This window comes from Pseudomonas sp. F8002, from assembly GCF_013385495.1.
Classification (GTDB): Bacteria; Pseudomonadota; Gammaproteobacteria; order Pseudomonadales; family Pseudomonadaceae; genus Aquipseudomonas.
Genome location: NZ_JACAPW010000041.1, coordinates 178,084 through 191,238, shown reverse-complemented (window position 1 = coordinate 191,238; position 13,155 = coordinate 178,084). Strand labels below are relative to the sequence as shown.

Sequence of the window (13,155 nt, the reverse complement as noted above, 5' to 3'; positions counted from 1 at the left end):
TGTTGCCCCACCCTTGTATTTGGCAGCGGCGGGGCCAATATCTGTATTAAGTCCTACAGACGATTCGGTATTGGCCCTACGCAAAAGCCCGAAACACTATGCCGCTAGCCACTGACATCACACCTGTGCAACATGGCGCGCGTGCAATCCACAAATGGGAATTCCCTTTATGAAACGTTTTCTTAGCATCGCCATGGCGTTGTGCATCGGCCTGACGATGAGCCTCGACGCCAACGCCAAGCGCTTCGGTGGCGGCAAATCCATGGGCTCGGCGCCGAGCCACCAGACCAGCCAAATGGCCCCCTCCGGCGGCGGCATGGGCGGCGCAGCTGCGACCGCTGGCGCTGCCGGTGCCGCAGGCGCTGCTGCCAAGGCTGGCGGTGCTTCGCGCTGGTTGGGCCCTCTGGCCGGTATCGCGGCCGGCGGCCTGCTCGCCTCCATGTTCATGGGCGGCGGCTTCCAGGGCATGCAGATCTTCGACATCCTGATCATGGCGGTCATCGCCTTCCTGATCTTCCGCTTTATCGCCGCCCGTCGCCGCAAACAACAGGAGCACATGGCTCCAGCCGGCGCGCCGATGCAGCGTGAAGTGTTCGAGCAAAAGCCTGCTGCCATGGGTTCGATCTTCGGCGGTTCGACTGCTCCTGCTGCCGCTCGTCCGGTGATCAACGCACCCGCCTGGTTCAACGAAGAGCGCTTCGTCGAAGCGGCCCGCAGCCACTTCCAGTCCCTGCAGCAACACTGGGACGCCAACGAAATGGACAAGATCGCCGAGTTCGTGACCCCGCAACTGCTGGAGTTCCTCAAGCGCGAACGTGCCGACCTGGGCGACGGCTTCCAGTCGACCTACATCGACGACCTGAAAGTGCAGCTTGAAGGTGTGGATGACCGCGCCGACAAGACCATCGCCACCCTGACCTTCAGCGGTGTGTCGAAGACCTCGCGTTTCGACCAGGGCGAAGTGTTCAGCGAAAGCTGGAACATGGAGCGCCCACAAGGCGAAAACCAGCCTTGGCTGGTCGCCGGTATCCGCCAGAACGGCTGATCCCTGCCCGCTTGAGTACGCAGTAACAAAAACCCCGGACTTGTCCGGGGTTTTCTATTTCACGGTTGCACTTATAGCGAGCTACTGTATAAAACGCCCCTATAAACCGCGCCATCTAGCAAGAGGATCCCGGCCGTGGAAGAAGTTATCGAACAATTGCGTGAAGCCAACGAACCGGTACCGGTTCCTCTGGAGCTGCCTGACGAAGATCAACTGGTGGAAATCGAGGAACAACTGTTCATCGATATTCCGTTCGTCTTCCGTGAATTTCTGCTGACCGTCAGCGATGTGGTCTACGGCAGCCTGGAGCCGGTGACCGTCACCGACCCACAGTCCCACACCTACCTGCCGGACGTTGCCGCCAACGCCTGGGATGCCGGTGTTGACCGCAGCATGATCCCGATCTGCCAGGACGGCGACGACTACTACTGCGTCGAGGAAGACGGCACCGTGGTGCTGTGGTCCGGCGAAGAAGAACTCGTCACCGAAGAAACCTGGGAATCGGTGTGGCACTGGGCACGGGACGTCTGGCTGGAAAGCTGAGACCCCTGTGTGCCGAGGGCGCTTGTTGTGGCGAGCGAGCTTGCTCGCGCTGGGCTGCGAAGCAGCCCTCTGCGACCCACTCAGTGCTCCGGCGTATCCTTATGGTTATCCAGGGTCTCCAGCAAGGCGACCTGCATCCGCGTATGCACGCGGATGAACCAGCGCCAGAGCACGGCGGCCACCGCGGCCGTCACCACGGCGATCAGCACCAGCAACTTGTTGGTCGGCAGGATACTGGCCGACAAGGCTGCCAATAGCAGGAAAATCACCAGCAGCGAAAGAAGCGGGATCACTTCGGCGATCACCCGGCGCACGCGCTGAGTGTGGCGCCCGGCCATTTCCGGCTTCACGCTCATCTCCGCCAGCAGCATCGACAGCGCCTTGAGCTTGCGGTACGCCGCAATCAAAAACGGCAGCGACAGCAGCAACGCCCCACCCCAGATCAATGCCTTCTGCCAGCTCGGATCGCTGACCCAGCCTTCCAGGTAGCTGCCAATACGCGCCGCGAAAAAGCTGCCAGCAAAGAAGATCGCCACCACCAGCGCCAGGTTCACCCCCACCTGCAGAATGATCTTGCGGATCATCGACGCCAGCATCGCACCCTCGCCCTGGGGCTGAATGCTGCGCAGCCACTCGCCATACATCCCGAACACCCGGCTCATGCGCTTGGGCATCACTGCGGCAATCTTCAGCGACAGCGGGTCTGCGCCACGGATCAGATAGGGTGTGAGCAGTGTGGTAATCGCAGAAACAGCCACCGCCACCGGATACAGGAAGTCGCTGGTGACCTGCAACGTCATCCCCAGCGCGGCGATGATGAATGAAAATTCGCCGATCTGTGACAGCCCCATCCCCACTCGCAATGAAGTGCGGCCATCGTTACCCGCAATAAACGCCCCCAACCCACAGGACAACATCTTGCCCAGCACCACGGCCACGGTAATCACCGCAATCGGCCAGGCGTATTGCAGGAGGATCTGCGGGTCGATCATCAAGCCAATGGCGACAAAGAAGATCGCGCTGAACATGTCGCGAACCGGTTCGATCAGGCGCTCAATCTTCAGCAATTGCCGGGATTCGGCCATGATCGCGCCGATCAGGAATGCCCCCAGCACCATGCTGTATTCCAGCTTGACCACCAGCAGACAGAAACCGAAACACAGACCCAGCACGGTGATCAGCAGCATCTCGTTGCTTTCGAATTTGGCCACGTACTCCAGCAGGCGTGGCACCAGCAAAATCCCGATCACCAGCGCGACAATCATGAACAGCGAGAGCTTGCCGACGGTGGAGAACACCTCGCCGGAGCTGACCGTGCCGCTGACGGCAATGCTCGACAGCAAGGCGATGATGCCGATGCCGAGGATGTCTTCGACGATCAGCACCCCGAAAATCAGCTGGGCAAAGCGCTGGTTTTTCATCTTCAGGTCATTGAGCGCCTTGACGATGATGGTGGTCGAGGAAATCGCCAGGATCGCGCCCAGGAACAGCGAGTCCATGGTGTTCCAGTCGAACCAGCGGCCGATTTCGTAGCCGATCCAGATCATCAGGATGATTTCGAGGAACGCCGCGATAAATGCGGTGGCGCCAACCTTGAACAGCTTGCGCAGGCTGAACTCAAGGCCCAGGCAGAACATCAGGAAGATCACCCCAAGCTCGGCCAGGGTCTTGATCGTGTCTTCGTCGTGGATCAGGCCAAACGGTGGGGTGTGCGGGCCGATGATGAAGCCGGCGACGATATACCCCAACACCACCGGCTGCTTGAGCCGATGGAACAGGATCGTCACCACCCCGGCCACCAGCATGATCACGGCCAGGTCCTGGATAAAGCTGATGGCGTGCATGGCGAGGGGCTCCTTGAGGGGTACTGGCGCTTTTCCCATTTCCACGCATGCACCCCGAAAGGTCGCAATGAACGGAAAGAAAAGTCTGCCTTGATCGTAAGAATTGCCTTTGAGACGGGCTTTTGAAGGGTAACACCGCGACTTGCGGCAGAAAGCCGGTGCAATATATGGAAACAGATCGCCCCGGGCGTGACGGCAAGCCGGGGCCCAGCGTCCCGTTATGAATGGCTCTGCAAAGATCTCAGCACCCGCAGAGGTGCCTCCCCACCCAATGCCTACAACCCGTGAGTGTGCTATGGAACCCGGAAACGCCCAGCTGTCGATGACAGTATTGATGACCCCTGACATGGCCAACTTCTCTGGCAATGTGCACGGCGGCACGCTGCTCAAGTACCTCGACGAAGTGGCCTACGCCTGCGCCAGCCGTTATGCCGGGCGCTATGTGGTGACGTTGTCGGTGGACCAGGTGATTTTTCGCGAGCCGATCCATGTCGGCGAGCTGGTGACCTTCCTGGCCTCGGTCAACTACACCGGCAACACGTCGATGGAAGTGGGGATCAAGGTGGTCACCGAGAACATCCGTGAGCGTTCGGTACGCCACACCAATAGCTGCTTCTTCACGATGGTCGCGGTGGATGACCAGCGCAAACCGGCCGCCGTGCCGCCGCTGCAACCGCAGAACAGCGAAGACAAGCGCCGGTTTGTGCAGGCTCAACAGCGCCGGCAGATTCGCCAGGAGCTGGAAAAGCGCTATCAGGAAATCAAGGCAGACGGGCCTTAAAGCCCTATCGGGGTTGCCTCGAAGCGAACTCGCGGATGGGCAATCCGGTCCTGGGCGCGCACCAGTTCCAGCTCATAGCTGGCGCACGCCTGGGTTTCCAGCAGTACTTCATGCACCGCCGCAGCAGTGAACTCAAAGGCCGCCACCAGGCTATCGCCCAACAACACCCGCGCCAGGAACAGGCCCGACGTCAGGTCGCCCACGCCCACCGGCTGACGCGGGAATGCCAGCAGTGGCCGACGCAGGTGCCAGCTGCCTTCAGCCGTCACCAACAGCATTTCGAAGCCGTCCGGCAGCTTGCCGGGATAATCCAGGTGCTTGACCAACACCGCTTTCGGCCCGCGGGCCAGTAATGCACGGGCCATCCCCAGGCAATCGAACAGCGACTGCGGCTTGCGCCCGGCAAAGCTGTCCAGCTCCAGCTGGTTGGGGCACAGAAAGTCGGCCATCGCCGCCGCTTCCTCCAGCAGGAAGTCGCTGACCTCCTGGGGCACGATGCAGCCTTTTTCCGGATGCCCCATCACCGGGTCACACAGGTAAAGAGCCTTGGGGTTGATCGCCTTGATCCGCGCTACGCCGGTGAGGATCGCCCGGCCCTGGGCCGCACTGCCCAGGTAGCCCGACAGCACTGCATCACAGTTGCCCAGCTCGCCAATCGCCGCGATGCCTTCCACCAGCGCAGGAATTTGCTGCGGCGCCAACACTTCTCCCGCCCACTGACCATACTGAGTGTGGTTGGAGAACTGCACCGTATTGAGCGGCCACACGTTCACCCCGACCCGTTGCATGGGGAACACGGCGGCGCTGTTTCCGGCGTGGCCGAAGACCACATGAGACTGGATCGCAAGCAGATGGGGCGTACGTTTCATGCAGGGGATTTCCGTAAAGCCGTTGATATTCTGGCTGCGCAGTATGCGACTAAACGCGGCCTGTACGACAGACCGGAGACGCAGTTAAGCTGGCCCTACTTTGTTGGAGTTCATCGAATGCTGACCCTCGGAAATATCTTCGTGCTGATGCTGCTGGCGACCGGTGCCGCCTGGCTGTGGCACAACCACGGCCTGCGCGAGCGGGCGCTGGAACGGGTCAAGCAGCACTGCGCCAAGCTCGACATCGAGCTGCTCGATGGCGCCGTGGCGTTGAAGCGCATCGGTTTTGTGAAAGATGCCAGCGGGCGGCGGCGCCTGGCACGGATCTACAACTTCGAATTCACCGTGACCGGCGAAACGCGGCACCCGGGGACCATCACCCAATTCGGCGCCCACAGTGCACAAATCGAGTTGGCGCCCTACCCGTTCGAGATCAAGACGCCATTGCCCAGCGCCGAGATCATTGAGCTAAGCCAGTGGCGCCAGGAGCATGGCAACAGCAAGACCCGTCACTGACGGCAAGCGGTTAACCCACCCTGTAACTGCGCAACGTCCTGCATTTCACTGAAGATCAATTCGATACGCGAATCCCGCCGCCATTCGCTGGGCTGCCAGGCCAATGCTGTGTTATCCACAGCGTTGGCCGATGCCCAGCCATCCAGGCTGTGGATAACCAGTTTTGCCCGTCGCCAGTCCAACGACTGCAGCCATTGCTGAATGCGCCGCGCGTCGAATCGCTGACTCGGATGCCAGCGCCAGCCAATGCTCCAGCCATCCTCCTGGCCCTGGCTGAGGCAGATCGGCGATGCCGGATCCGTCCAGATGGCCGGCATTTGCCCCAGGCCTTTGGGCAACTCGAATTTATCCACAGCCGCTGCCGCTTGAGCATTCACACCCGGTAACCGGGCCAAGGGCAGTTGCGCCTGCTGCGTCCAATAGATCGGCCGGCCGGGCAGTTGCCCTTGAATCAACAGGCGCTGCGCATCACTTAAGGCTTCATTCTTGTTCAATACCAACAGCCCGGCGCTGGCTAATGCCTCCCGTTGGGCATTGGGTAAAGGTTTGCCCGCCGCCAACGCCTGGGCATCCAGTACCAGCACGCACGGCTGCACCGCCAGTACCTGCTGCCAGGGTGCTTCCCGCAGCTGCTTGAGCAATTGAGCCGGGTGCCCAAGCCCGGACGGCTCGATAAACAGCCGGTCGGGCCTGGCCTTACGCAACAAACGCCCCAGCCCTACCTGGAACGGCGCCCCGTTGACGCAACACAGGCAGCCACCCGCCACTTCCCCGAGGGCAATCCCGTCGTCATCACGGGTGAGCAACGCGGCATCCAGGCCAATCTGCCCGAACTCATTGATCAACACCGCCCAACGCTCGTTGGCCGGGCGCTGGGCCAGCAGGTGCTTGATCAGGCTGGTCTTGCCGGCGCCCAGGGGCCCGGCAATCACGTGGGTGGGAATGTTCTGCAGCATGGTGGACATCATTCAGACCGTGTAGAGAGGTTCGATCCTACCCGGTTACGCCAACCAATCCAGCGTCAGAATCAACCGTCGTTGATCCGCTTGCAGCGGCGGCGAGCGGTGGATCAGGCCAAAGCCTTCGTTGCCGTGCCATTTTTCGCCCTTGAGCAAGGCCACTTCGCCGCAGTGGATTTGCTCAATGCGTTCTTCTGGCTCAGCACTCGCCTGGCTCAGGTGTCGCCGCTCCAAAACCCCCTCGCGCAACCACTGGCTGCCGATGCCGGCGTAGGTGGTGATCAGCCGCACCGGCACATGATCCACATGAAAACGCGGGCACATGGCCTTGTCCAATAGCCGCAAACGCACGCCGATACGCTTGGCTCCGAGCAAACAGGCAAAGGCGCTGACCAGCCACGACACATCGGCGATAAAGCCTTCGTAGCCTTCAAGATCACGGCAACCTGATGCCAAGTCCTGCAGGTTTGGCTCGGCGTCTTCGCTGTTCAGTTCAACCACCAGCGACTCGGCCAATGGCTCATTGAGTGCCACCAGTAACGCGCCGAACTCGGCGATGTGCAGGGGCAACTGACGCTGCCACACCGCCAGGTTCACGCCGTCCTCAAGGATATCAGTGAGCACGGCCGGGGTTTCGCCGTGGGTCTGGCGTACCACCGGGCGCAGTTTCAGGGTCGGTGCCAGCATCAGGCAGCCTCTTCGAACCAAGGGCCAAAGGGATCGGCCAACAAGCGCCAGCCTTCGACACCCGTGGCCATTTCATCGTCGGTCAGCAAACAAGCGTCCAGCTCGGCGGTCATCTGGGCGAAGTCGATGTTCTGGCCGATAAACACCAGCTCCTGCCGGCAATCGCCGGTGCTCAGTTGCCAGTTTTTCATGATTGCGGCGATGCCTTCCTCGTCCTGGGGCCACTGGGTTTTCGGCACGAAACGCCACCAGCGCCCGGCAAACCCATGGCGCATCAGGCCGCCAGCCTGGGACCAGCTACCGGCGTCCTGGTGTTTGCTGGCCAGCCAGAAAAAGCCCTTGGAGCGCAGCAGTTTTCCATTCACCCAAGGCCGGTCGATAAAGTCGAAAAACCGCTGCGGGTGGAACGGGCGGCGGGCGCGATAGGCGGTGGAGGCGATGCCGTACTCTTCGGTTTCCGGCAGGTGTTCGCCACGCAGTTCCTGCAACCAGCCCGGCGCCTGGGAAGCACGCTCGAAGTCGAAACGGCCGGTGTTGAGGATCTTCGCCAACGGCACTTCGCCCATGACCATCGGGATGATTTCAGCCTGGGAGTTCAAGCGCTCCAGGATCGCCATCAACTCCTCGCGCTCACTGCTGCTGATCAGGTCGATCTTGCTGATGAGGATCACATCCGCAAATTCGATCTGCTCGATCAGCAGGTCGGTGATCGAGCGCTCGTCCTCTTCACCGAGGGTTTCGCCCCGGGACGCCAGGCTTTCGGCAGCCTGGTAGTCGAGCAGGAAGTTCATGCCGTCGACCACGGTGACCATGGTGTCGAGCCGGGCAATGTCCGCCAGGCTCTGGCCTTCTTCATCGCGAAAGGTGAAGGTTTCCGCCACCGGCAACGGCTCGGAGATCCCAGTGGACTCGATCAACAGGTAATCGAACCGACCTTCCTTGGCGAGCTTTCCGACTTCTTCCAGCAAGTCTTCGCGCAGGGTGCAGCAGATGCAGCCGTTGCTCATCTCCACCAGCTTTTCTTCGGAGCGATTGAGGGTGACGTCGCGCTGGACCTCACTGCCATCGATGTTGATTTCGCTCATGTCGTTGACGATCACCGCCACCCGCAGGTTTTCGCGGTTGCGCAGGACGTAGTTGAGCAGCGTGCTTTTGCCGGCGCCGAGGAATCCGGACAGCACAGTAACGGGGAGACGATTGGGCATCAGGTATTCCTCATCAGGGTTGGCCGGTCAAATCGCCCGTTGATGGCGTTCGCGCAGCTCTTCACGTTCTTTGGCTTCGATACACAGGGTGGCCGTGGGGCGCAGCAGCAGGCGCTTGAGGCCGATGGGTTCGCAGGTTTCACGGCACCAGCCGTATTCACCGCGGGCCAGGCGTTCCAGGGCTTCGTCGATCTTGTCCAACAGCTTTTTTTCGCGCTCCAGCAGGCGCAGTTGCCATTGGCGCTGTTCTTCGGCGCTGCCGACATCGGCGGGATCGCTGTTGGGCTCCTGTTCGCGCAGCACCATGAATTCAGCGTCAATACGCGCTTGCAGCTCGTTGCGCTGGGCCAGCAGCAGCTCGCGGAAGAAACCTTGCTGGGCTTCATTCATGTAGTCGGCGCAGGGTTGGGCGAGAAGGTCTTGTTCGGTCATCGGAGGTGGTTCACGGGTCAGGCTGTTTTTTAATGTTATAGTATAACAATGCAAATAAGCCAATCCCCCTTGCTCGTGACGACGAAGGGCGCAATGCTGGCAGCCGAATAACGCCCCGAGAGCCTCTATGAAATACCTGCTGTGTGCTGTGTTGCTGATGCTGGCGAGCCTGGCCAACGCCCAGGTGCCCAGCCTGCTGGCCAACTGCACCCGCAGCGCCAACCTGCTGGCGTGCGTCGACGCCCAGGGCAATGCCTACAGCGTCGCGACGGCAGGCAGCACTACGTATTTGCGGGGCTTTGAAGTGATCGGAAAACGCTATTGGGCACAAACCAGCAGCCGCTACGGGCAACTGACGTTCTTTACCGGGTTGGCTTCCGATGGTGAGGCGTGGGTGGGCTACACGCGGCGAGTGGGCTGGACCACCCTCAACCGGTTTTCCAGTTCCGGTGGTGCCAGCGCCAAGTTCACCTGTAGTCGAATCACCGGCTGTTAGACCTGGCCGGTTTTCTGTTCCTGAACCCAGGCCATGTAGCTGTTCATCGGCGGGTTCTTCTGGAAGTAGTTCTTCAACCCTTCAAATAAACCGTCTGCCACCGCCTGTTGATGGCGTGCGGTGACCAGTCGCTGGGCGTCCTGGGTGTTGGAGATAAACCCGGTTTCCACCAGGATCGACGGCACGTCCGGCGACTTGAGCACCGCAAAGCCGGCCTGTTCCACGCGTTTTTGATGCAGCGTGGTGATGCTTTGCAGGCTGCCCAGTACCGAGCTGCCCAGTTGCAGGCTGGAGGCGATGGTGGCGTTCATCGACATGTCGAGAATCACCCCGGCCAGCATCGGGTCCTTGTCCTTGAGATTGAGCAAGGTGGTGGCGCCCAAGAGGTCGGCGCCGTTTTCCCGCTGCGCCATGAACCGTGCAGTGGCGGAGGTGGCGCCGCCTTCAGACAGCGCATAGACAGAGGCGCCGGACGCCGTAAGCCGTGGCGCGGCATCGGCGTGTACCGAGATAAACATGTCGGCTTTGTGCTGACGGGCGATGTCCACACGTTTACGCAGCGGCACGAAGAAGTCGTCGTTGCGCACCAGCTTCACATCGAAGCCCTTCTCGCGCTTCAGACGCTTGGCCAGCAATTGGGCGATGGACAGCACCACGTCTTTTTCGCGCTGGCCCTTTGAGCCAATCGCGCCGGGATCCTTGCCGCCGTGCCCAGGGTCGACCACCACGATGATGTCGCGTTTCGGATGAGCCCTGTCCACCGGCGCCGGCACGGGTGCAGCCAACGCGGCCGGTGCCGCAGCGATTTGCATAGGCGCATGAGTGGCGCTTGTCAGGTCCAGCACGAGGCGGTGGCCCTGGCCATCCTGCGGCGGCAGGAGAAAGCTGTTGAGCTGCATCGGCGCCTTCAAATCCAGCACGATCCGCGTATCGCCCTGCCCGAAATGCCCCGAGCGAATCGAGGTAATGCCGCTGTTGGTCAGGGCCAGTTGGCTGAAATCACCGGTCAGCTTCGCGCCGCTCAAATCGATGATCAACCGCTCCGGCGCGGTCAGGGTGAAGGTCTTGTATTGCACCGGGCCGCTGAGGTCCAGCACCAGCCGCAGCTTGTTATCCGACCGCCACAGCCGTGCATTGCGGATCTGCGCGGCAGACACGCCCAAGGGCAAGGTGAACACCGCACTGGCCAGCAGCAGGTTGAGAAGTTGACGTCTGTGCATGACTTACACCGCAAATAAAGGAGCTTCCGTACTCGACATGACTGAATAAAAGACAGAACAGAAAAACTTTCGTCGTTTCAATTGTAATAATATAACATGTCTTTTTATTTCCAACGATGGACCTGCTCATGAACGCGCTGACTCTGCCCGATATCGCCGCGCAGGCTTCACGCCAAGCCTCGCCGCTCGATTGGGTGGGCATGTGCGGCATTGCCCTGCCCATTCTGATCGACGGCCAAAGCCTTAGCGCCACGGCTGATGCCGGCGTCAGCCTGGACGACGGCGAGGCCCGTGGCATTCATATGTCACGGCTTTACCTGGCGCTGGAAATGCTTGAACAGCAGCCGCTTACGCCAGCACTGCTGCGCAGTGTATTGCAACGTTTTCTCGACAGTCATGAAGGTTTATCCACAAATGCCTACCTGCGGATTCATGCAGGTCTGCTGCTGAAACGCCCGGCGCTGGTCAGCCCGTTGGCCGGCTGGAAAAGCTACCCGGTAAGCATCGAGGCGCGCCTGGAAAACCAGATGTTCCACGTGGAACTAAAAATTGACGTTACTTACTCTTCAACCTGCCCTTGCTCCGCTGCCCTCGCCAGGCAATTGATTCAGCAGCAATTTATCGAGGACTTTGCCGGCACACCGCTGCAGCACGAAGACGTACTGACCTGGCTCGGCAGCGCAAACGGCATCGTCGCCACGCCCCACAGCCAGCGCAGCAGCGCGCTGTTGCAGGTCCGGCTTCAAGGCGATCAGCCAACACTGCCGCTGACCCAGTTGATCGACGAAACCGAAGCCGCCCTCGGCACTGCCGTGCAAACCGCCGTAAAGCGTGCAGACGAACAAGCCTTCGCCCTGGCCAACGGGCAGAACCTGATGTTCTGCGAAGACGCCGCCCGCCGCCTGAACCTCGCCTTGAAACGCTCGGATGCGGTCAATGCCTTCCACTTGAAAGTGATCCACGCCGAAAGCCTTCACGCGCACGATGCCGTGGCCGAAAGCCGCTGGACGAGACCTTCCGAATGATCACCTGCACCGCTTTGCGCTGGGGCGCCCCCGGCCAACCACTGACCCCCGCCGTGGATTTCACCCTGGAAAAAGGCAGCCTTACCGGCATCATCGGCGCCAACGGCACCGGCAAAAGCAGCCTGTTGAAAGTTATCGCCGGATTGCAGAAGCCACTGGCGGGGAAGGTGACGATCGATGTTCCACGCCGTGGCGGCCTGTCGTTTTTGCCCCAGCAACAGAACCTCGATCGCCAGTTTCCTATCAGCCTCGAAGAGTTGGTGGCCGCCGGTTTTTGGGGCAGCAAGCAAACCCCGCAACAACGTACCGAACGCCTGAGCGCCGTGCTCGAAGACTGGTGCCTCAGTGGCCTGGAGCATCGGCCGTTGATGGCCTTGTCGGGCGGCGAACTGCAACGCGCCCTGCTCGCCCGCATGAGCCTGGCTGAGTCGCCGATATTGCTGCTGGACGAACCCCACGCCGCCCTCGACGAAGACGGCCAGGCGCTGTGCTGGAAACACATCCACGCCTGGCACGACGCAGGCCGCACGGTGGTCGTGGTGTGCCATGACCTCGGCTCCGTACGCCAACACACCCAGCAAGTGGTGCAGATCAAAAGCAGTGGCTGCGTGTTCGGCTCCAGCAAAGAACTGATCCGCCCGCAGCCGCAAATGCAGGTGGCCTGATGCACTTCGCCGCCCACCTGTGGATGCCGTTTCTCGATTTCGTTTTCATGCGCCGCGCGCTCGTCGGCGGTCTGGTATTGGCATGCAGCACGGCGCCGCTTGGGGTGTTCCTGATCCTGCGCCGCATGAGCCTGATCGGTGACGCGGTGTCCCACGGCATCCTGCCCGGCGCCGCCCTGGGCTTTTGGTTTGCCGGCCTGAGCCTGCCCGCGCTGACCATCGGCGGCCTGGGCGCCGGCCTGAGCATGGCCGGCCTCGCCGCCTGGATTACCCGTCGTACCGGGCTGAAGGAAGACGCGAGCCTCGCCGCCATCTACCCGATCTCCCTGGCCAGCGGCGTGCTGATCCTCGGCCTCGCCGGCAAACGCCTGGACCTGCTGCACCTGCTGTTCGGCTCGGCCCTGGCGGTAGACGGCCCGACCCTCACCGGCATGCTCTGGGTCTCGGGCTTCAGCCTGATCGCCATGGTGGTGATCTACAAACCGCTGCTGCTGGACACCCTCGACCCGCTGTTCCTGCAAACCGTCAGCCGCCTCGGCCCGCTGGCCCACGGCCTGTTCCTGACGCTGGTGGTGCTGAACCTGGTGATCGGTTTCCAGGCCATCGGCGCGTTGATGGTGGTCGGCCTGATGATGTTGCCGGCGATTGCTTCACGTTTCTGGAGCCGGCGCCTGCCAGTGTTGATCGCCATATCAGCGGTGCTGGGATGCCTGTCGGTATGGCTTGGCTTGTTGCTGTCGTTCTACTACTCGCTGCCCAGCGGCCCGGCAATTGTGCTGGTGGCTGGCGGCTGGTACCTGCTGTCCGTGGTCTTCGGTCCGGTGCACGGCTTGCTGCGCCGCCCGCCTTTGCTTACATCCCAATGAGG

The 13,155-nt window shown here is 61.3% G+C and carries 15 protein-coding genes; 8 read left to right on the top strand and 7 right to left on the bottom strand.

Annotated elements, in window-relative coordinates:
• Window positions 1-169 precede the first annotated feature (169 nt).
• Window positions 170-1,045, top strand: a complete 876-nt coding sequence (locus HX811_RS27795) for a Tim44 domain-containing protein (protein ID WP_177048298.1) — start codon at window positions 170-172, stop codon at window positions 1,043-1,045.
• Window positions 1,046-1,180: 135 nt separating this feature from the next.
• On the top strand, window positions 1,181-1,588 hold the full coding sequence (locus tag HX811_RS27790; RefSeq protein WP_003213456.1) for an SMI1/KNR4 family protein: 408 nt from the start codon (window positions 1,181-1,183) through the stop codon (window positions 1,586-1,588).
• Between the two features lie 80 nt (window positions 1,589-1,668).
• Here HX811_RS27790 and HX811_RS27785 read toward each other — a convergent pair whose 3' ends face one another.
• Window positions 1,669-3,432: a cation:proton antiporter gene (locus HX811_RS27785; RefSeq protein WP_177048296.1), complete on the bottom strand. Its 1,764-nt coding sequence runs from the start codon at window positions 3,430-3,432 to the stop codon at window positions 1,669-1,671.
• Between the two features lie 295 nt (window positions 3,433-3,727).
• On the opposite strand from HX811_RS27785, the gene HX811_RS27780 reads away from it, so the two are divergent.
• Window positions 3,728-4,213 carry an acyl-CoA thioesterase gene (locus tag HX811_RS27780; protein WP_003213461.1) on the top strand — a complete coding sequence of 162 codons (486 nt, stop codon included), beginning with the start codon at window positions 3,728-3,730 and terminating at the stop codon, window positions 4,211-4,213.
• Here HX811_RS27780 and pdxY read toward each other — a convergent pair.
• On the bottom strand, window positions 4,210-5,082 hold the full coding sequence (pdxY, locus tag HX811_RS27775) for a pyridoxal kinase PdxY (protein ID WP_003213465.1): 873 nt from the start codon (window positions 5,080-5,082) through the stop codon (window positions 4,210-4,212). The two genes, HX811_RS27780 and pdxY, sit on opposite strands and share 4 nt — an antisense overlap.
• 117 nt (window positions 5,083-5,199) lie before the next feature.
• Between pdxY and HX811_RS27770 the strand changes: the two genes are divergently transcribed.
• Complete coding sequence (locus HX811_RS27770) at window positions 5,200-5,598, top strand: DUF3301 domain-containing protein (RefSeq protein ID WP_003213466.1); 399 nt, start codon at window positions 5,200-5,202, stop codon at window positions 5,596-5,598.
• Here the strand turns inward: HX811_RS27770 and HX811_RS27765 are convergent.
• From HX811_RS27765 to dksA, 4 genes are read right to left on the bottom strand one after another with little or no spacing between them, the layout of a single operon-like run.
• On the bottom strand, window positions 5,592-6,554 hold the full coding sequence (locus HX811_RS27765; protein ID WP_177048294.1) for a GTP-binding protein: 963 nt from the start codon (window positions 6,552-6,554) through the stop codon (window positions 5,592-5,594). The genes HX811_RS27770 and HX811_RS27765 overlap by 7 nt on opposite strands.
• Window positions 6,555-6,599: 45 nt before the next feature.
• Window positions 6,600-7,244: a DUF1826 domain-containing protein gene (locus HX811_RS27760; RefSeq protein WP_177048292.1), complete on the bottom strand. Its 645-nt coding sequence runs from the start codon at window positions 7,242-7,244 to the stop codon at window positions 6,600-6,602.
• Window positions 7,244-8,449: a zinc metallochaperone GTPase ZigA gene (zigA, locus tag HX811_RS27755; RefSeq protein ID WP_003213472.1), complete on the bottom strand. Its 1,206-nt coding sequence runs from the start codon at window positions 8,447-8,449 to the stop codon at window positions 7,244-7,246. The genes HX811_RS27760 and zigA overlap by 1 nt, the downstream gene beginning before the upstream one ends.
• 27 nt (window positions 8,450-8,476) lie before the next feature.
• The gene (dksA, locus tag HX811_RS27750; protein ID WP_003213474.1) at window positions 8,477-8,881 is read right to left on the bottom strand and encodes an RNA polymerase-binding protein DksA; all 405 of its coding nucleotides are present in this window, start codon (window positions 8,879-8,881) and stop codon (window positions 8,477-8,479) included.
• A gap of 127 nt (window positions 8,882-9,008) precedes the next feature.
• On the opposite strand from dksA, the gene HX811_RS27745 reads away from it, so the two are divergent.
• Window positions 9,009-9,377 carry a hypothetical protein gene (locus HX811_RS27745; protein WP_003213476.1) on the top strand — a complete coding sequence of 123 codons (369 nt, stop codon included), beginning with the start codon at window positions 9,009-9,011 and terminating at the stop codon, window positions 9,375-9,377.
• On the opposite strand, the gene HX811_RS27740 is transcribed toward HX811_RS27745, so the two are convergent.
• Window positions 9,374-10,597: an N-acetylmuramoyl-L-alanine amidase gene (locus HX811_RS27740; RefSeq protein WP_003213478.1), complete on the bottom strand. Its 1,224-nt coding sequence runs from the start codon at window positions 10,595-10,597 to the stop codon at window positions 9,374-9,376. The genes HX811_RS27745 and HX811_RS27740 overlap by 4 nt on opposite strands.
• 128 nt (window positions 10,598-10,725) lie before the next feature.
• Here HX811_RS27740 and folE2 point away from each other — a divergent pair, with 128 nt between their 5' ends.
• From folE2 to HX811_RS27725, 3 genes are read left to right on the top strand one after another with little or no spacing between them, the layout of a single operon-like run.
• Window positions 10,726-11,622 carry a GTP cyclohydrolase FolE2 gene (gene folE2, locus HX811_RS27735; protein ID WP_177048290.1) on the top strand — a complete coding sequence of 299 codons (897 nt, stop codon included), beginning with the start codon at window positions 10,726-10,728 and terminating at the stop codon, window positions 11,620-11,622.
• Entirely contained in the window at window positions 11,619-12,287 is a 669-nt protein-coding gene (locus HX811_RS27730; protein ID WP_177048288.1) for a metal ABC transporter ATP-binding protein, read from the top strand. The genes folE2 and HX811_RS27730 overlap by 4 nt, the downstream gene beginning before the upstream one ends.
• Window positions 12,287-13,153 carry a metal ABC transporter permease gene (locus HX811_RS27725; protein ID WP_003213483.1) on the top strand — a complete coding sequence of 289 codons (867 nt, stop codon included), beginning with the start codon at window positions 12,287-12,289 and terminating at the stop codon, window positions 13,151-13,153. Before HX811_RS27730 ends, HX811_RS27725 begins: the two co-directional genes overlap by 1 nt.
• Window positions 13,154-13,155 lie beyond the last annotated feature (2 nt).

Excerpts from the sequence above, each read along its gene's own strand:
- HX811_RS27765 (WP_177048294.1), bottom strand. The coding sequence starts at position 6,554 with ATGCTGCAGAACATTCCCACCCACGTGATTGCCGGGCCCCTGGGCGCC.
- HX811_RS27795 (WP_177048298.1), top strand. The coding sequence starts at position 170 with ATGAAACGTTTTCTTAGCATCGCCATGGCGTTGTGCATCGGCCTGACG.
- zigA (WP_003213472.1), bottom strand. The coding sequence starts at position 8,449 with ATGCCCAATCGTCTCCCCGTTACTGTGCTGTCCGGATTCCTCGGCGCC.
- HX811_RS27785 (WP_177048296.1), bottom strand. The coding sequence starts at position 3,432 with ATGCACGCCATCAGCTTTATCCAGGACCTGGCCGTGATCATGCTGGTG.
- HX811_RS27770 (WP_003213466.1), top strand. The coding sequence starts at position 5,200 with ATGCTGACCCTCGGAAATATCTTCGTGCTGATGCTGCTGGCGACCGGT.
- HX811_RS27760 (WP_177048292.1), bottom strand. The coding sequence starts at position 7,244 with ATGCTGGCACCGACCCTGAAACTGCGCCCGGTGGTACGCCAGACCCAC.
- folE2 (WP_177048290.1), top strand. The coding sequence starts at position 10,726 with ATGAACGCGCTGACTCTGCCCGATATCGCCGCGCAGGCTTCACGCCAA.
- HX811_RS27730 (WP_177048288.1), top strand. The coding sequence starts at position 11,619 with ATGATCACCTGCACCGCTTTGCGCTGGGGCGCCCCCGGCCAACCACTG.
- HX811_RS27725 (WP_003213483.1), top strand. The coding sequence starts at position 12,287 with ATGCACTTCGCCGCCCACCTGTGGATGCCGTTTCTCGATTTCGTTTTC.
- pdxY (WP_003213465.1), bottom strand. The coding sequence starts at position 5,082 with ATGAAACGTACGCCCCATCTGCTTGCGATCCAGTCTCATGTGGTCTTC.
- HX811_RS27740 (WP_003213478.1), bottom strand. The coding sequence starts at position 10,597 with ATGCACAGACGTCAACTTCTCAACCTGCTGCTGGCCAGTGCGGTGTTC.
- dksA (WP_003213474.1), bottom strand. The coding sequence starts at position 8,881 with ATGACCGAACAAGACCTTCTCGCCCAACCCTGCGCCGACTACATGAAT.
- HX811_RS27745 (WP_003213476.1), top strand. The coding sequence starts at position 9,009 with ATGAAATACCTGCTGTGTGCTGTGTTGCTGATGCTGGCGAGCCTGGCC.
- HX811_RS27780 (WP_003213461.1), top strand. The coding sequence starts at position 3,728 with ATGGAACCCGGAAACGCCCAGCTGTCGATGACAGTATTGATGACCCCT.